Origin of the sequence: Streptomyces subrutilus, from assembly GCF_001746425.1 — a bacterium.
GTDB lineage: Bacteria > Actinomycetota > Actinomycetes > Streptomycetales > Streptomycetaceae > Streptomyces > Streptomyces subrutilus_A.
In genome coordinates, this window is sequence record NZ_MEHK01000001.1 from 1,322,788 (window position 1) to 1,338,821 (window position 16,034).

A 16,034-nucleotide genomic window follows, 5' to 3' on the forward strand; every position below is an offset into this window, starting at 1 on the left:
GGGGCGTTCCGTGCCGTGGCCGGCAAGGTCCGCCGGCCACGGCACGGGCCGTGCCCGCAGGCGCCCATGGCCCACGACCGGAGGGAACCCCATGGCACGGATGCGGTCGGCGCAGCGGCGCCGGCAGCTGACGGAGGCCGCGATCCGCGCGATGACCCGGGACGGCGTCGCACGGACGACGACCCGGTCCATCGCCGCCGAGGCGGGCGTGTCCCTGAGCGTCTTCCACTACTGCTTCGACTCCAAGCAGGCCCTGCTGGAGTCGGTCATCTCGACGATCACCGATCACTACATCGGGGTGGTGAAGGACGCCATCCAGCCGAAGGCCACCCTCCGGGAAACCGTCCGGGCCGGCTTCCAGGCGTACTGGGACCACGTGGCCGCCCACCCCGGCGAGCACATGCTCACCTACGAGCTCACCCAGTACGCCTTGCGGCAGCCGGGCTTCGAGCACCTGGCCCGGCGCCAGTACGCGCTGTACGCCGAGACCTACACCGAACTCCTCGAACAGCTCGGCCCGGACCTGGGCTTCGAACCCCGGGTGCCCGTGCCGGCGCTGGCCCGCTACCTGGCGGCCATGACCGACGGGATGACCCTGAGCCTCCTGGTCCTCGGCGACGACGCGGCCTCGGCGGACGTCCTCGACACCATCACCGACCACGTCGCCGGCCTGGTCGGCGACACCACGCCCGTCCTCCGCACCGGCCCGTAGCCGGCGGCGCGCCGGCCCCCGCGCCGCCGAGGGCGGTGCGGGGGCCGGGAGAGGGTCAGGACCGGTACAGCAGCAGGCTCAGCACCTCGTGGAGGACGGCCTCCGGATCGACCACGGCCTCGGGGGTGCGCCAGGCCACGAACCCGTCCGGGCGGACGAGGACCGCGCCGGTCTTCGTCGTGCCGTGGACCTCGGCCCAGTCGGCCCCTTCCTCGGGGGCCAGGTCGGCCTCCGGACTGGTGCCGATGGCGTACGCGTCCAGGCCCAGGCCCATCCGGGAGGCGACCGACCGGGCCGCCGCGCGCCAGGGCGTGCCCTCGGAGCTGAGCAGCACGAAGGACCGCTCGTAGAGGTCCACCGTGGACTGCCGGCCACCCGTCCCGTGGAGCCACATGTGCGGCGCGCGCGTGCCCGGATCACCGGACAGCCGCATCCGTTCGGGCACGACGGGCTGCTCCGGGTCGGAGCCCAGCACCGCGCCCACCGTGTAGCGGTAGCCCATGGCGACGGTGAGCACCCCGCCCGGCCGTCCGCCGCCGCGCGGCCCGGGGGCGGGCTCCGGCTCGTACCCCGGATGGCTGTGCTCCGCCGAACGGGCCGAGGCCCGCTCGCTCGTCGCCCGCGCGACGGGCAGCCGCTCGGCCTCGTAGCTCTGCAGCAGCCGGTGCCCCGCCGCGCCGTTCAGCACGGCGGCGAGCTTCCAGGCGAGGTTGTGCGCGTCCTGGATACCGGTGTTCGAGCCGAACGCACCCGTCGGGGACATCTCGTGGGCCGAGTCCCCGGCGAGGAACACCCGCCCGGTCCCGTACCGCTCCGCGACGCGCTCGGCGGCGTGCCACGGGGCCTTGCCGGTGATCTCGACGTCCAGATCGGGCGCCCCGACGGCCCGCCGGATGTGCTCGACGCAGCGCTCGTCGGTGAAGTCCTCCAGCGTCTCGCCCCGGTCGGGGTGCCACGGCGCGTGGAAGACCCACCGCTCCTGGTTGTCGACGGGCAGCAGGGCCCCGTCGGCGCCCGGCTTCGTCAGGTAGCAGACGATGAAGCGCCGGTCGCCGACCACCTCCGCGAGCCCGCGGGAGCGGAAGGTGATGCTGACGTTGTGGAACAGGTCCCCGTGGCCGGTCTGGCCGATGCCGAGCTGCTCCCGGACCGGGCTGCGCGGACCGTCGGCGGCGACCAGGTAGTCCGCGCGCACGGTGCTGTGCTCGCCGGTGTCGCGGTTCTTGACGACCGCGGTCACTCCGGTGTCGTCGGTGTCGAAGGAGAGCAGCTCGGTGGAGAACCGCAGGTCCGCCCCGAGCGTGGGGGTGACGGACATCAGCACCGGCTCGATGTCGTTCTGGCTGCACAGGCACCACGCCGACGGGCTGAACCGGCCCAGCGCGCCGCCGGGGTCGATCTCCTCGAACAGCCACTCCTGGTCCTCGCCGGTCAGCGAGCCGCCCTGCAGGATGCCGTGATTGTCCGCCAGGACCGAGGCGGCCTCGCGGATCCGGCCCTCCACACCGGCGACCCGGAACAGCTCCATGGTCCGTACGTTGATGCCGCGTCCACGCGGATGCACCGAGGTGCCCGCATGCTTCTCGACCAGCATGTGCCTGATGCCGTGCCGGCCCAGAAACAGCGAGGTGCACAGGCCCACCAGCGAGCCGCCCACGATGAGGACGGGGACGCGGTGGTCGACGTTTTCCTTCATGGCTCTTCCATGCCCTGTGCGAGGGGCGTTCCCTCGCCCGTTCACCCGCTTGGTTCTCCCCTCTCGCGCCGATGGCACTACCGGACCACGATCGGTTCGGGTGGCGCCGCCCCGTGGCGACCGCGATATGTCGAAGGAGTGTGAACGATGACGATCTTGTCGGAACGGATATCCCAGTCCGCCTTCGACGGCGCGAGGCTTCGGGTCGTACTGCTGCTGGACCTGTACGAGGGGGCTCAGAATCGGTTCCTCGAGGTCTACGAGCACATGCGCCGGCGGGTGTCGTCCGTTCCCGGGCACATCCGCGACGAGTTGTGCCAGTCCATCGAGAACCCCTCGCAGTGGCTCATCACCAGCGAATGGGAGAGCGCCACGCCCTTCCTGGCCTGGCTGAACAGCGAGGAGCACGTCGCGACGGTCCAGCCGCTGCACGGCTGCGTGCGCGACACCCGTTCGCTGCGGTTCAGCGTGCTGCGGGATACCGGCAGGGACTCCGCGCCCGGCACGGATCCGGCGCCCGTACCGATCGCCTCCGCGCCCCGCCGCGGGGACGGCGTCGTACGCCACGCCCTCACCTTCACGGTGAAGCCGGGCAGCGAGGCCGCCGTCGCGAAACTGCTGGCCGGGTACGCCTCCCCGCCGGCCCGGGTCGACGACAAGACCCGGCTGCGCCGCACCTCCCTCTTCATGCACGGCAACCGCGTGGTGCGGGCCGTCGAGGTGGAGGGGGACCTCCTCGCGGCGCTGCGCCACGTGGCCCAGCAGCCCGGGGTCAGGGCCCTGGAGGAGGCCCTCAACCCGCACCTCGAGCAGGACCGGGACCTCGGCGACCCCGCATCCGCCCGGATGTTCTTCACCCGCGCGGCGCTCCCCGCCGTCCACCACGTGGCCTCGGGCGGACCCGAGCCGCGGGACACTGGCCGGCACGCGCTCTTCTACCCCGCCAAGGACGGGTGCGGCACGGCGCTGGCACGGCTGCTGGCCCGCCAGGACGAGGCGGCGGTGGACGACCCCGCCAGCCCCGTCACGGCCAGCACGGTCTTCCAACGCGACGACGTCGTCGTCCGGCTGGTGGACGTGCGCGGCCCGCTCGACGCCCGGCCCGCCCTGGCGCTGGGTGTCGAGGGCAGCCACAAGGCGGCCGTACTGGCCCGGCTGCTCGACAGCGCCAAGGACGGCGTCCCCACGACGGAGGACGAACTCACCCGTTTCCTGTGGCGCTCCGAAATGCGTCTGATCACCGACCGGCGTGCGCCGGCGCAAGCCTGAGGAGAGGTCCGTCATGACCGCTGGACTGACTCGACTGACGATGGATGAGCTGGCCGCTCTCATGCACAAGGGCGCGGGCGTCACCGTCGACGCTGCCGCCATGGCCGCCCGCCCCGACGCGGACTTCGAGGAGTGGGGGCTCGACTCCCTGGGGCTGCTCGGCATCGTCGGGGAGCTGGAGAACCGGGGCGGCCGGCCGCTGCCCCCCGACGCGGAGCGGTGCCGGTCGCCGCGGGAGTTCCTGGACCTCGTCAACAGCACACTGATGACCGACGCCTGACGAGGTCCGGGCGGCCGGCGCCCCGAGACCGGCTCCGTGCCGGTCTCGGGGCGCTGTGGCGCCGGGCGCCGCCGTCACCCGGGGACGGGGACGGTGCACTCGAAGGCGTGCAGGTAGGCGTTGACCGGGCGGACCTCGCCGACCACCAGGCCGGCGTCCTCCAAACGGGCGAGCAGGCTGCCCTTGGTGTGCTTCGCGCCGCCCACGTTGAGCAGCAGCATCAGGTCCATGGCGGTGGTGAACCTCATCGAGGGGGTGTCGTCCACCAGGTTCTCGATGACGACGACCCTGGCGCCGGGGCGGGCCGCCTGGATCACGTTCCGCAGGGTCCTGCGGGTGCTGTCGTCGTCCCACTCCAGGATGTTCTTGATGATGTACAGGTCGGCGGCGACCGGGATGGAGTGGCGGCAGTCGCCGGGGATGATGTCGGTCCGCCGGGCCAGCGGTCCGCCGTCGCGCAGCCGACGGTCGGCCTTCGCCACCACACCCGGCAGGTCGAGCAGGACCCCTCGTACGGCCGGGTGCTTCTCCAGCAGGCCGGCCAGGACGTGCCCCTGGCCGCCGCCGATGTCCGCGACCAGCGAGACTCCGGTGAGGTCGAGGATCTCCGCGACGTCCAGGGCCGACTGCGTGCTGGAGGTGGTCATGGCCTGGTTGAACACGTGGGCGGACTCGTGCGCGTCCTGGTGCAGGTAGTCGAAGAACCCCTTGCCGTACAGGTCGTGGAAGACGCTGCCGCCGGACCGCACCGCCTCGTCGAGCCGGGGCCAGGCCTGCCAGGTCCAGGGTTCCGTGCACCACAGGGAGATGTAGCGCAGGCTGTGCGGGTCGTCCTCGCGCAGCAGGCGGGACATCTCGGTGTGGACGAAGGCGCCGTCCGGCGTCTCCGCGAAGATCCCGTGGCAGGAGAGGGCGCGGAGCAGCCGGTGCAGCGGCTGGGGCGCGGCGTTCACCGCCGCGGCGAGGTCGTCCGAGGTGGCGGGCGCGTCCCCGAGGGCGTCGGCGACACCGAGGCGGGCGGCCGCCCGTACGGCGGCGGCGATCGCGGCGCCGAAGACGAGCTCGCGCAGCCGCATGGCCGACTGCGGGGCCGCCGTGTCACCGGAGGCGACATCGAAGTTGACGTTGACGGCGGGGGCGGTGGTGAGGGTGGTGGCGGTGCGGGGGTCGGGACTTACCGTGGTCATACGGCCTCGATTCTCCTGATGAGGGGGAACACCGGTCAGCACATCCCCGCGGGTTGCGAGGTCTCGCACCGGTTGCCGAGGAAGCGGTTGCCGGATCCCGTCCCCTGGTTGGCCAGGTCCGCCGGCTTGTTGCCCCTCACCTCGTTGTCCCTGATCACGTTGTCGGTGTTCGTGGCGCCCACGAAGCTCTTGAAGAGCAGGATCCCGCCGGACAGCGGCGAGGCGCCCACGTTCCCGCGGATCGAGTTGGCACGGATGAGCGTCTCTTCGGCGCCGGTGAGGACGATGCCGGCGCCCTGGATGTCGGGGAGGCGGGTGTTGCCGCGGCAGAACTTGTTGTTCTCGTGGATGCGGTTGCCGCGGATGGTCATGTCCCCGGCGCCCGGCTCGCCCTCGTCGCCCACGACGAAGATCCCGCCGCAGTTCCCGGTGAGGACGTTGTCGTTGACGGAGAGGTTCCGCACCCGCCGGACGGTGACGCCGATCCGGTTGCCGGTCAGCGTGTTGCCGCGGATGACCGCGCCGAGGGTGTCGGTGGCCCCGCCCTCGCGGTCGATGGTGTTGGCGACGAAGATGCCGGACTCCGCGTTGTCGCGGGCGGTGTTGTTGCGGAACGCACCCCGGGTGGACCTCTCCTGGGCGATGCCCCAGGTGCCGTTCTTCTCGGCGGTCACCTGCTCCACGGTCATCCGGTCGGTGCGGGAGGCCCAGATGCCGCTCTTCTTGAAGCCCGTCAGCGTCAGCGACCGGATGCTCACCCGGTTGACGGGCTCGTCCGCGGCTCCTATGACGCAGATGCCGTTGCCCGTCTGTGCGCAGGGGCTCTCGGCGCGCGCCGCCGGCAGGGGCGCGGCCGGCGGCGTGATCACGGTGGTGGCCCCGGAACCCCGCAGGGTCAGGGACTTCGTGATGTGCACGCTCTCGTGGTAGGTGCCGGGGAGCACGAAGATGGTGTCTCCCGGCCGTGCGGCGTCCACCGCTTCCTGGATCGATTCTCCCGGATGCACCGTGCGTCGGGCCGAGGCGGCCGAAGGCGCTGCCACGCCGAGGCCTGTGGCCATGACGACTGAGATGCATGCGAGGACTGTGAGCTGTCGGTTCGTCACGATTTTGAAGTTATGGGGGATCAGGTCCGCCCGCCACACCGGCTGAGCGGATGGATACATACCGGTGGCAAACGGCTCATTTAGAGGTCCGGACGGGTGGTCGCCCCGCGCGCCGCCTTGGCGGCCGGTGGGCGCGGCCCGCAGCGCTCCCGCGCGGCCGCACCGGCCGGGCCGCGAGGGGCAGGGGAAACCCGTCACCCCGCGGTCCCGGCGCCACGGGTCGGAACCGTCCGAACCGCAACCAGTACGGCGGTGCGGACGCAAATCCGTGCACCGGCCACCAGGGGGCCGGCCGCGGCAGTCCCATCGCCTCCAAGACCGGTGTCCGCGCCCACCGCGGGCTCCGGGCGTTCCCGTTCCCGCCCTGCGCGACCGAAGGCCTTCGGCCAGGACGTCGCCGACCGTCCGACCCCCGCTGTAGCCTGGGAACCACCGTTTCGATACCTGGGCGCGCACGGCCATGGGGGATGTCTTGGGGGATTCGGACGGCCGGCCGGACGCCGGTCACCAGTACGCATCCGACGACACCGGCACCCTGCCGTTTCCCGCGCAGCTCAGGCGTCTGCGGATGCAACGGGGCATGTCGCTGGCCGACCTGGCCCGGCGCACGCACTACAGCAAGGGCTACCTGAGCAAGATCGAGACGGGCGCGAAGCGCGTGACCGTCGACGTCGCCCGGCGCTGTGACGAGGTCCTGCGGGCCGACGGCGAACTGCTGCGCATGGTCCGGGAGACGGCCCCGCCCGACCCCGCCCCCGGTGAGGCACGGCCGGAGGCCGGTGCGTGCCCGTACCGGGGCCTGCCGGCCTTCACCGCGCAGGACGCGGGGTGGTACTTCGGCCGGGAACGGGCCACGGCCGAGCTGGTCGAGCGGGTCTTCGAGCGGATCGGCGGCGGCCCGCTGATGCTGGTCGCCCCCTCCGGGGCGGGCAAGTCCTCCCTGCTGAACGCGGGCCTCGTGCCGGCGCTCCGGCGCGTCGGCGGCTTCCCGATGCCGGGCGCCGACGCATGGCCGGTGGTGCGCTTCACCCCCACGGCGCACCCGCTCGAGGAGCTGCTGGTCTGCACCGCCAAGGTGCTGGGCGGCGATCTCGCCCTCGAGGCCGAGGAGTTGCGGGAGCGGCCCGCGGCGCTGCTGGAGGCCTTCCGCCGGCTGTCGGAGTCCTCCCCCGGCCCCTCCGGCGCACAGCACCGGGAGCAGGGGCAAGGGCAGGGGCAGGGGATGGAGCCGCCCCCGGTCCGGCTGGTACTGATCGTCGATCAGCTCGAGGAGCTTTTCACCCTCTGCTCCGACGAGGACGAGCGGCACGCCTTCGCCCGCGTGCTGTCGGAGCTGTCCACGTCCGGGCCCGCCGGGGACGGACCTGATCCGGCCGTCGTGGTGCTCGGCGTGCGGGCCGACTTCACCGGCAGCTGTCTGGACCTGCCCGACCTGGCCCCGGCCTTCGCCTCGGGGCTCTTCGTCCTGCCCCCGATGTCCCTGGCGGAGCTCCGGGAGTCGATCACGCGCCCGGCGGAACTCGCCGGGATCACCCTGGAGCCGGGCCTGGTGCCCCTGCTGCTGCGCGACGCCGGTCTGCGCGAGGACGCCCCCGGCCACACGCCCTCCGGGGTGCTGCCGCTGGTCTCCCACGCCCTGATGGCCACCTGGCAGCAGCGCACCGGATCCACCCTGACGGTCGCCGGGTACGAGCGGACCGGCGGCATCCAGGGCGCCATCGCCCGGACCGCCGAGACCGTCTTCGCCCGCCTGTACCCGGCCGAGCAGCGCACGATCCGCCGGGTCCTGGTCCGGCTGGTCCACGTCGCCGACGGCGCGGGCGCGACCCGCCGCCGGATGAACCGGACGGCCCTGCTGGGGCGGCCGGCCGCTCCGGACCGGGCGGCGGCGGCGCTCGACACCTTCGTCCGGGCCCGGCTGGTCACCGTGGACCGCGACACCGTCGAGATCACCCACGAGGCGCTGCTGCACGCCTGGCCTCGGCTGCGCGGCTGGATCCACGCCGACCGGGCCGGTCTGCTGATCCACCAGCAATTGGCGCACGCCGCCGCCGAATGGGAGCGCGAGGACCGCGATCCGTCGGCGCTCTACCGCGGGACCCGGCTGGAGACCGCCCGGGCGTGGGCCGACGAGCTCGACGGCAGGAGCCGGCTCGGCCCGCGCGAGGAGGACTTCCTGCGGGCCAGCCAGGCCGGGGAGGACGCCCGGGAGCGGCAGGGCCGGCGGCAGGTGCGCCTGCGACAGCGGATGCTCGCCACCCTCGTGGTCCTGCTGGTGCTGGCCGTGGGCGCCGGCGGGCTGGCGTACGAGCAGCGCGCGGGCGCGCTCGGCCAGGAACGCGTCGCCCGCTCTCGGGCGCTCGCCCTGCAGTCCGCCTCGCTGGCGGCCGGCCAGCCCGAACGGTCGATGCGGCTCGCCGCGGAGGCCTACGGGACCTCGCCGACGACCGAGGCGCGCGGGGCGCTGCTGAGCACCCAGTCGCAGCCGTTCGTGGCCCGGCTCGGCGGGCACGGCGGTCCGGTGAACGCGGTGGCCTTCGCCCCGGGGAACGGCGAGCTGGCGACGGCCAGTTCGGACGGCACGGTGACCCTGCGGCGGGTGGCCGACCGCCGTACGACGGGGTCCTTCACCTTGCCCGGGCGGGTCCGGGCCGTCGCCTTCAGCCCCGACGGCCGCACCCTCGCGGCCACCTCCACGGACGGCCCGGCCCGGCTGTGGGACGTCGCCGGCCGGCGTACGGCCGCGGTCCTGGGGCCGGACACCACCGGTGCCCGGGCCGTGGCCTTCGCCCCCGACGGGCGGACCCTGGCCGTCGCGGCCCCCGACGGGACCGTCCGGCTGTGGGAGGCCGCCGGGGAACACCGGGCGGTGGCCTCCCTGGAGGGCCACACGCAGCGGGTCAACGCCCTGGCGTACGCGCCGGACGGCCGCACGCTCGTGTCGGCCGGGGCCGACCGGACGGTGCGCCTGTGGGATCCGGTGGGCTTCCGTCCGCTGGCCGTCCTCGCCGGGCACACGGACGAGGTGCTCGGGGCGGCGTTCGCGCCGGACGGGCAGGGCGTCGCCACCGGGGCCGCCGACCGGACCGTACGGCTGTGGGACGTGGCCGGGCGCCGGACGACCGCGACGCTGACGGGGCACAGCGACGACGTCAACGGCGTGGCGTACACACCGGACGGGACGACGGTGGTCAGCGCGGGCGGGGACGGGACGACCCGGCTGTGGGACGTGCGCGCCGCCCGGCTGACGGCGACGCTCGCCGGGCACACCGACTACGTGCTCGGGGTGGCGGTGGACCCGGCCGGGACGCTGCTGGCCACGGCCGGGTTCGACCAGTCGGTGGCGCTGTGGGACCTGCGCGGCCACGTGCTGACCTCGCGGCCGTTCACCGAGGTGTGGCACGCCGCGTTCAGCCCCGACGGGAGACTGCTGGCCACCGCCGAAGCCGATCACGCGGTGCGGCTGTGGGACGTGGCGGAGCGGCGGGTGGCGGCCACGGTCGAGGGGCACACCGAGACCGTGTTCTCGGTGGCCTTCGCACCCGACGGGCGGACCCTGGCCTCGGCCGGCTCCGACGGCACGATCCGGCTGTGGGACCTCGCTGCGCGCGGCCCGGCCGGCACCCTCACCGGCCAGGGCGGCACCGTGTTCTCCGTCGCCTTCGCCCCTGACGGACGGACCCTGGCCTCGGCCGGCTCGGACGGCACGGTACGGCTGTGGGACGTGGCCGCGCGCAGCGCGCTCGCGGTGCTCTCCGGGCACACGGACTTCGCCAACGACGTGGAGTTCAGCCCCGACGGGCTCACCCTGGCGAGCGCCGGGGACGATCTGACGGTGCGGGTGTGGGACGTGGCCGCGCGCCGGCAGCTGGCCGCGCTCACCGGCCATACCGGGGCGGTACGGGGCGTGGCCTTCAGCCCGGACGGCCGGACCCTCGCCAGCAGCGGGAACGACGGGACCGTACGGCTGTGGGACGCCCGCCGCCGGCGGTTCGAGGCGGCGCTCAGCGGCCACACCGGCTCCGCGCGGGGCATCGCCTTCTCGCCCGACGGGCGGACGCTCGCCAGCAGCGGCAACGACCGCACGGTGCGGTTGTGGGAGGTGGCCGGCCGCCGTCCGGTGGCCGCGCTGGCCGGTCACACCAGCGCGGTGTGGGGGGTCTCCTTCTCCCCCGACGGCCGGACGGTGGCGAGCAGCAGCACCGACGGCACCGTACGGCTGTGGAGCGTGGACGTCGGGGCCCGGCTGGCGGAGATCTGCCGGATCTCGCCCGGTCCGGCCTGCGGGCGGGGCCGCTGAGGGCCCCGCCGCCGTCCGGTCCTAGCCGGCGTCGCGGACCGCGACGATGCCGTTGAATACGCCGACGTACGCCGTCCCGTCGGGCCCGAGGGTGATCGGGGCCCAGTTGTTGTCGTACAGCGGACCCGTGCCGGTGAGCCGGCGCCAGCGGCGCTCTCCGGTGCGGAAGTCGACCGCGGTGAGGTACCAGGCGTCGATGCCCCAGGAGTTGGGCTCCTTCTCGTAGAAGTAGAGCAGCCCGTTCGCGGTGGAGAGCTTGGGGACGACGGAGGGTGCGCGGACCGGGCTCTGCCACACCGTGTCGCAGCCGCTGCCGTCGGGGCGGACGTCGATGCGGGACGCGCCGCCGACGACGGACTTGCCCAGCAGAAGGGTGGTGACGTTCTCGTATCCGTAGTTGTTCTCGACGACGATGCTGTTGCCCCAGGTGATCAGGGAGTTGTCGGTGGTGGAGGCGCCCGATCCGAACACCGGCACCTTGCAGACGAGCCGCCGGTCGGCCGGGACGTCGGTGCCCCGCCGGTAGACCAGGACGTTCATCCGGTCGTCGGCGTTGTCGGTGATGGCGACGTAGCCGTCGCCGAAGAGGTCCGGCGTGGTGCCCGAACCCTGGTTCACGGAACCGGGCTTGGCGCCGGCGCCGCGGTCGTAGGCCTGGCGCCATTGCACTTCGGGAGCGCCGTCGGCGGCGGCGCGGAAGCTGTAGAGCGCGTGGTCGGAGACGATGGAGACGCCGTCCTCGGCGACGGAGAAGGAGTTCTGGATCTCCTCGCCGTCCAGCCGGACGGAGCGGATCCGCGAGGTGGCCGGGTCCACGGTGCCGACGCGGCCCTGCCGGGTGACCCACCAGATGAGGCCGTTCCAGTCGGGCATCACGGAGGTGACCGGATCGCAGGTGCCGCTGGGCCGCAGGTTGGTCCAGGTGACGCAGTCGTGCGGCACCTGGCCGGTGAGGTCCCAGTCGTCGTCGACGGTGAACCTCCAGCCGCCCTCGGGGTTCTGGGTGTGGGACAGGCGCAGGATGTGCTGGCGGGAGTCGGCGAGCACGGCCCGGTCCTGGTTGTCCAGGTAGAAGTAGGCGCCGCCCGAGGTGTCCTTGAAGATCTTTGAGAAGTCGAGGGAGGTGATCGCCTCGACCGTCGAGGAGCGCTGCGGGAGCTGGTACTCCGCGAGGGTGGCGAGCGTGCGGGGCTCGAGGAGCTTGACCTTGAACCCGGAGAAGGTGCCGCACACCGTGACGAGCCGGCCGCCCGCGTCGAAGGTGGCGGTGGCGCACTCGCCGCCGAGGGCGGCGATCTTCTCGCTGGTCACCTTCGGGTCCTTGCCGAGCGGCCCGGACCAGGGGGAGGTGGCGCTGCCGGCCGCGTCGGAGTGCATGCCGCTGCGGCCGTTGGGCGCGAGGTGGGGGTGCTGCGGCGGTGCCTCGCCGGGCAGCGGCGCGGGGGCCGCGGGGGCGCCGTCGTAGTTGCTGATCAGGCGGTGGCCGGGGGTCTTGGGTATCCCCTCGGCCTGGGCGGGCGTGACCCCGTACATCACCGTGAACGCGAGGACCGGTGCCACGGCGCAGTGCAGGGCTCTTCGGACCATCCGGACCGCCTCCGCGTCTCTTCAGTGCTGTTGACGTTGCGTCTGATGTCGCGCCGCCGCCAGACGCTAGGTCGCGCGGCCCGAAGAGTCCATGCGGGAGCCGGATGATTCACGAACGCGCAACAGTTCTTGACCTCCCTAGGGCTTGAGGCCGGAAACCACGTCGGCGGTGGCCGTCAGGCCGTCGTGGATGGTCGCCGCCATGCTGCTGCTCGCGAGGTAGAAGCCGAGGAGCACGCAGACGACGGCGTGGGAGAACTTGAGGCCGCCGCTGCGCAGGAAGATCCAGGCGAGGATGAGGAGCAGGACGACCACGGAGAGCGAAATCACCATCGAAACCTCCTTACTCGCCGTCATGGTGGCGCAGGGAGGGGTGCCGTCGGGCGAAAGACGTGTCGGCCGTACGGGTGTTGACCGTCCGTGATGGCCGCTCAGTCCTTGACGATCTCGTTCCAGTGGGTCGTACGGTCGCACCAGCGCTCCAGCAGCACCGGATCGTGGCCGACGGCGAGGAGGCCCGCCCCGGTCTCGGCGCGGTACTCCTCGACCACCCTGACCAGGGCGGCCGTGGTGGAGGCGTCCAGCATCGCGGTCATCTCGTCGCAGACCAGCCAGCGCGGTCGGAGCACCAGGGCCCGGGCCAGGCAGGCGCGTTGCAGCTGGCCGTCGCTGACCTCGTGGGGGCGGCGCGCGAGCAGATCGGCGCCGAGGCCGACACGCCGCGTCAACTCGGCGACGCGCTCTTGCACTTCCTCGCGGCGTCCGGTGGCCCTGAGGGGTTCGGCGACGAGGTCGCGCAGCCGCAGGCGGGGGTCCGCGGAAAGCCGGGGCTGCTGGAAGACGACGCCGACGCAAACGCGCAGGGCGCGCGGGGCCCGGTGGCGGAAGCCCGTCACGGTCTTGCCGTCGAGGGCCACGGTCCCGCGGTCGGGACGGTGCAGCAGGGCGGCGACCCGGGCGAGGGTGGACTTGCCGCAGCCGCTCGGGCCCAGCAGGCCGAGGGATTCGCCCGGGCGCAGGGTCAGGTGCGCCCCGCGGACGACGGGGGCGCGGCGGTCGTAGCCCGCGGTGATGTCCGTGAGCTCAAGCATGGTGGCAGGCCACCCCTTCGGTGAGCAGGGGCAGCCGGGTGCGGCAGTCCCGGTCGGCCGGGGGTCCGCCCGGGGCCGCGAGGGCCGCGAGGGCCGGGGGGAGGGGGCAGCGGGCGGCGAAGGCGCAGCCGGCCGGCAGCGCGCCGAGTTCGGGCGGAGCGCCGGGAACGGGTGTGAAGGCGCGCTCGGGCAGGGCGTCGAGCAGGCCGCGGGCGTAGGGGTGGCGGGGTCCGGGCTTGCCGAAGAAGGTTTTGGCCGGGACCAGTTCCACGATCCGCCCGGCGTACATGACGGCGACGGTGTCGGCGATCCGCTCGGCCGCCGCGAGGTCGTGGGTGATCAGCAGCAGGGCGCGGCCGGTGTCGCGGGTGTGGGCGCGCAGTTCGTCGACGGTGCGGTGGACGAGGTCGCGGTCCAGGCCCGTGGTCGGTTCGTCGGCCAGGAGCAGCGGCGCGTCGCCGACGAGGGCGAGTGCGGTGGCGGCGCGCTGGGCGAGTCCGCCGGAGAGCTGGTGCGGGTGGTGGTCGAGGTGGTCGGCGGGGAAGGCGGCCCGTTCGGCGGCCGCCTCTGCAGCCGCGCGCAGCGCTGCCTTCGGGACTCCGGCGAGCTCCCGGACGGTCTCCTCCAGCTGGGCCCGGATGGTGCGGACCGGGGTGAGGTGCGCGGCCGGGCTCTGCGGGACCAGGCCGATGCGGCGGCCCCGTACGGTCCTGGCCAGGGTCCGCTCGTCGGCGGCGAGCAGGTCCAGGCCGTCGGCGAGGCGCGCGGACCCGGCGGTCTCGGCGTTGCCGGGAAGCAGCCCGAGCAGCGCGGAGGCCAGGACGGACTTGCCGCAGCCGCTCTCGCCGACGAGGGCGAGGCACTGGCCGGGCGCGAGGTCGAAGCGGACGTCGCTGACGGCCTCGACGTGGCGGCCCCCGGGCATCCGGAACCGGACGGAGAGCTCCTCGACGCGGAGCACGGGCGGGGTGGTCACAGGGTCAGCTCCGAGCGGCGCCGGGGGTTGAGGCGGTCGCGCCAGGCGCCCGCGAGGCCGGCGATCGCCAGCGTCGGGATGATCAGGAGGAGGCCGGGGAAGAGCGTGGGCCACCAGTCCCCGGCGAGCAGCGAACCGCGGGCGGTCTGCACCAGGTTGCCGAGGCTGGCCTGGTGGGACGGCAGGCCCAGTCCCAGGAACGACAGGGCCGACTCGTGCCACATCGCGTGCGGGACCATCAGCACGGCGGCGAGGCCGGCCTGCGGGAGGACGCCCGGCACCAGGTGCCGTACGGCCACCCGCCACCGCGAGGCGCCGCCCGACACGGCGGCGTCCACGTAGGGGCGGCCGCGCAGGGACAGCACCTCCGCCCGGACGATGCGGGCGGTGGACAGCCAGTGGGTGACGGCCACGGAGACGACCACGGGCCAGACTCCAGGGCGGAACACGGCCACGATGAAGATCCCCAGCAGCAGGTGCGGGATCGAGGACAGCGTGTCCACGGCCCGCATGACCACCCGGTCCACCCAGCCGCCGAGCGCCCCGGCGGCGGCGCCGACGGCCGTGCCGATGACCGTGGCCACGAGCGCCGCGACCAGGCCGACCAGCAGGGAGACCCGCAGCCCGTAGACGCAGCGCAGCAGCAGGTCGCGCCCGACGTCGTCCGTGCCGAACGGATGGGCCCAGGACGGCGGCCGGAGCTTTGCCGACAAGTCGACCGCCTGCTGGTCCAGTTGTACGAGCGGCGGGACCAGCAGCACGGCCAGCACGATCAGCGCCACGGTCACCGCCGAGGCCCGTACCCGCAGGGTGCGCGTCGAGCGCCGGGCCCGCCCCCGCGGGCGCCAGGTCGCCTCAGCCATCGAAGCCCACCCTCGGGTCCGCGAGCCCGTACAGCAGGTCGGACAGCAGGTTCCCGGCCAGGACGGCGGCGGTGGCCAGGACCGTCAGCGCGGCCAGCAGCGGGAAGTCCACCGAGGTGGCGGCCTGGACGGTGGCCGCCGCGATGCCCGGCCAGCTGAAGACGGTCTCCACCAGCAGCGCGCCGGTGATCAGCTCCGGTACGCGGGAGCCGATCAGCGTCAGCATCGGCAGCATGCCGGAGCGCAGCCCGTGCCCGAGCAGGACGGTCCGCTCCGCGAGCCCCCGCGCGCGGGCGCCGCGCACCGGGTCCTCTTCCAGCGCGTCGGCGACGCCCTGGCGGACGTACAGGAAGAACCAGGGGAGCTGGGAGATGCCCAGGACCAGCGCGGGGAGCACCAGGTGCGAGGCGACCTGCCCGAAGGTGACGGTGTCGCTGCCCGCGTCGGTCAGGCCGCCGGCGGGCAGGACCCCCAGCCGTACGGAGAAGAACCAGATGGCCAGCAGCCCCAGCCAGAAGGCCGGGGCGGCCTCCAGGGTGTAGGCGAGCGAGGACACGCACCGGTCCAGCCACCCGCCCTGGCGGCGCGCGGCGAGCACTCCGAGGGCCGTGCCGGCCAGCACGGCGACCGCGAAGGCGCAGCCGGCGAGCAGTGCCGACCAGCCGACCCGTTCGGCGATCACGTCGGCGACGGGCTGGCGCATCACGGCCGAGGTGCCGAGGTCGCCGGTGAGGGCGGAGGTGAGCCAGCCCCACCAGCGGGCGACGAGCGGCTGGTCCGCGCCGAGGTTGGCCCGCAGCTGGTCGAGCTGCTCCTGCGAGGCGGTCAGCCCCGCGGTGCCGGCGTAGGCCTTGACGGGGTCGAAGGGGGACATCGCGGCGACGGCGAAGACCCCGAAGGTGACGACGAGCAGGACGGGGGCGGCGGACAGGGTCCGCCGCCCGGCCATGCGCGCCATCGGTCCCCA

13 protein-coding genes are annotated in these 16,034 nt (G+C 73.8%); 4 read left to right on the top strand and 9 right to left on the bottom strand.

Translation table 11 applies throughout. From position 1 onward, the window contains the following. Positions 1-91: 91 nt before the first annotated feature. Entirely contained in the window at positions 92-712 is a 621-nt protein-coding gene (locus BGK67_RS06905; protein ID WP_069919075.1) for a TetR/AcrR family transcriptional regulator, read from the top strand. Between the two features lie 55 nt (positions 713-767). On the opposite strand, the gene BGK67_RS06910 is transcribed toward BGK67_RS06905, so the two are convergent. Next, complete coding sequence (locus BGK67_RS06910) at positions 768-2,408, bottom strand: FAD-dependent oxidoreductase (RefSeq protein ID WP_069919076.1); 1,641 nt, start codon at positions 2,406-2,408, stop codon at positions 768-770. 147 nt (positions 2,409-2,555) lie between these two features. Between BGK67_RS06910 and BGK67_RS06915 the strand changes: the two genes are divergently transcribed. Both BGK67_RS06915 and BGK67_RS06920 read left to right on the top strand, forming a co-directional pair. Then, positions 2,556-3,677 (top strand): SchA/CurD-like domain-containing protein, encoded by a 1,122-nt coding sequence (locus tag BGK67_RS06915; protein WP_069919077.1) that lies wholly within the window; start codon positions 2,556-2,558, stop codon positions 3,675-3,677. A 13-nt stretch (positions 3,678-3,690) separates the two neighbouring features. Then, positions 3,691-3,957, top strand: coding sequence for an acyl carrier protein (locus BGK67_RS06920; protein ID WP_069919078.1), 267 nt, complete (start codon positions 3,691-3,693; stop codon positions 3,955-3,957). A gap of 74 nt (positions 3,958-4,031) precedes the next feature. Here BGK67_RS06920 and BGK67_RS06925 read toward each other — a convergent pair whose 3' ends face one another. Together BGK67_RS06925 and BGK67_RS06930 are read right to left on the bottom strand one after the other, a co-directional pair. Further along, the gene (locus BGK67_RS06925) at positions 4,032-5,144 is read right to left on the bottom strand and encodes a methyltransferase (RefSeq protein WP_069919079.1); all 1,113 of its coding nucleotides are present in this window, start codon (positions 5,142-5,144) and stop codon (positions 4,032-4,034) included. A 35-nt stretch (positions 5,145-5,179) separates the two neighbouring features. Next, positions 5,180-6,205 carry a right-handed parallel beta-helix repeat-containing protein gene (locus BGK67_RS06930; RefSeq protein ID WP_069919080.1) on the bottom strand — a complete coding sequence of 342 codons (1,026 nt, stop codon included), beginning with the start codon at positions 6,203-6,205 and terminating at the stop codon, positions 5,180-5,182. Positions 6,206-6,710: 505 nt separating this feature from the next. Between BGK67_RS06930 and BGK67_RS06935 the strand changes: the two genes are divergently transcribed. After that, positions 6,711-10,550: an nSTAND1 domain-containing NTPase gene (locus BGK67_RS06935; protein WP_069919081.1), complete on the top strand. Its 3,840-nt coding sequence runs from the start codon at positions 6,711-6,713 to the stop codon at positions 10,548-10,550. Between the two features lie 21 nt (positions 10,551-10,571). Here BGK67_RS06935 and BGK67_RS06940 read toward each other — a convergent pair whose 3' ends face one another. The 6 genes from BGK67_RS06940 to BGK67_RS06965 form a co-directional block, all read right to left on the bottom strand. Beyond that, complete coding sequence (locus BGK67_RS06940) at positions 10,572-12,137, bottom strand: hypothetical protein (RefSeq protein WP_069919082.1); 1,566 nt, start codon at positions 12,135-12,137, stop codon at positions 10,572-10,574. Positions 12,138-12,275: 138 nt separating this feature from the next. After that, the gene (locus BGK67_RS06945) at positions 12,276-12,470 is read right to left on the bottom strand and encodes a hypothetical protein (RefSeq protein WP_069919083.1); all 195 of its coding nucleotides are present in this window, start codon (positions 12,468-12,470) and stop codon (positions 12,276-12,278) included. A 98-nt stretch (positions 12,471-12,568) separates the two neighbouring features. Further along, the gene (locus tag BGK67_RS06950; RefSeq protein ID WP_069919084.1) at positions 12,569-13,228 is read right to left on the bottom strand and encodes an ABC transporter ATP-binding protein; all 660 of its coding nucleotides are present in this window, start codon (positions 13,226-13,228) and stop codon (positions 12,569-12,571) included. Further along, on the bottom strand, positions 13,221-14,153 hold the full coding sequence (locus BGK67_RS06955; RefSeq protein ID WP_069923684.1) for an ABC transporter ATP-binding protein: 933 nt from the start codon (positions 14,151-14,153) through the stop codon (positions 13,221-13,223). The genes BGK67_RS06950 and BGK67_RS06955 overlap by 8 nt, the downstream gene beginning before the upstream one ends. 47 nt (positions 14,154-14,200) lie before the next feature. Beyond that, positions 14,201-15,067 (bottom strand): ABC transporter permease, encoded by an 867-nt coding sequence (locus BGK67_RS06960; protein ID WP_069919085.1) that lies wholly within the window; start codon positions 15,065-15,067, stop codon positions 14,201-14,203. Continuing rightward, a complete protein-coding gene (locus BGK67_RS06965; RefSeq protein WP_069923683.1) occupies positions 15,060-16,025 on the bottom strand; it encodes an ABC transporter permease in 966 nt (321 codons plus the stop codon). Before BGK67_RS06965 ends, BGK67_RS06960 begins: the two co-directional genes overlap by 8 nt. Positions 16,026-16,034 lie beyond the last annotated feature (9 nt).

What these genes read in the sequence shown, in the direction of transcription:
- BGK67_RS06905 (WP_069919075.1), top strand. Translation starts at nt 92, where the DNA reads ATGGCACGGATGCGGTCGGCGCAGCGGCGCCGGCAGCTGACGGAGGCC.
- BGK67_RS06910 (WP_069919076.1), bottom strand. Translation starts at nt 2,408, where the DNA reads ATGAAGGAAAACGTCGACCACCGCGTCCCCGTCCTCATCGTGGGCGGC.
- BGK67_RS06915 (WP_069919077.1), top strand. Translation starts at nt 2,556, where the DNA reads ATGACGATCTTGTCGGAACGGATATCCCAGTCCGCCTTCGACGGCGCG.
- BGK67_RS06920 (WP_069919078.1), top strand. Translation starts at nt 3,691, where the DNA reads ATGACCGCTGGACTGACTCGACTGACGATGGATGAGCTGGCCGCTCTC.
- BGK67_RS06925 (WP_069919079.1), bottom strand. Translation starts at nt 5,144, where the DNA reads ATGACCACGGTAAGTCCCGACCCCCGCACCGCCACCACCCTCACCACC.
- BGK67_RS06930 (WP_069919080.1), bottom strand. Translation starts at nt 6,205, where the DNA reads ATGGCCACAGGCCTCGGCGTGGCAGCGCCTTCGGCCGCCTCGGCCCGA.
- BGK67_RS06935 (WP_069919081.1), top strand. Translation starts at nt 6,711, where the DNA reads ATGGGGGATGTCTTGGGGGATTCGGACGGCCGGCCGGACGCCGGTCAC.
- BGK67_RS06940 (WP_069919082.1), bottom strand. Translation starts at nt 12,137, where the DNA reads ATGGTCCGAAGAGCCCTGCACTGCGCCGTGGCACCGGTCCTCGCGTTC.
- BGK67_RS06945 (WP_069919083.1), bottom strand. Translation starts at nt 12,470, where the DNA reads ATGGTGATTTCGCTCTCCGTGGTCGTCCTGCTCCTCATCCTCGCCTGG.
- BGK67_RS06950 (WP_069919084.1), bottom strand. Translation starts at nt 13,228, where the DNA reads ATGCTTGAGCTCACGGACATCACCGCGGGCTACGACCGCCGCGCCCCC.
- BGK67_RS06955 (WP_069923684.1), bottom strand. Translation starts at nt 14,153, where the DNA reads ATGCCCGGGGGCCGCCACGTCGAGGCCGTCAGCGACGTCCGCTTCGAC.
- BGK67_RS06960 (WP_069919085.1), bottom strand. Translation starts at nt 15,067, where the DNA reads ATGGCTGAGGCGACCTGGCGCCCGCGGGGGCGGGCCCGGCGCTCGACG.
- BGK67_RS06965 (WP_069923683.1), bottom strand. Translation starts at nt 16,025, where the DNA reads ATGGCGCGCATGGCCGGGCGGCGGACCCTGTCCGCCGCCCCCGTCCTG.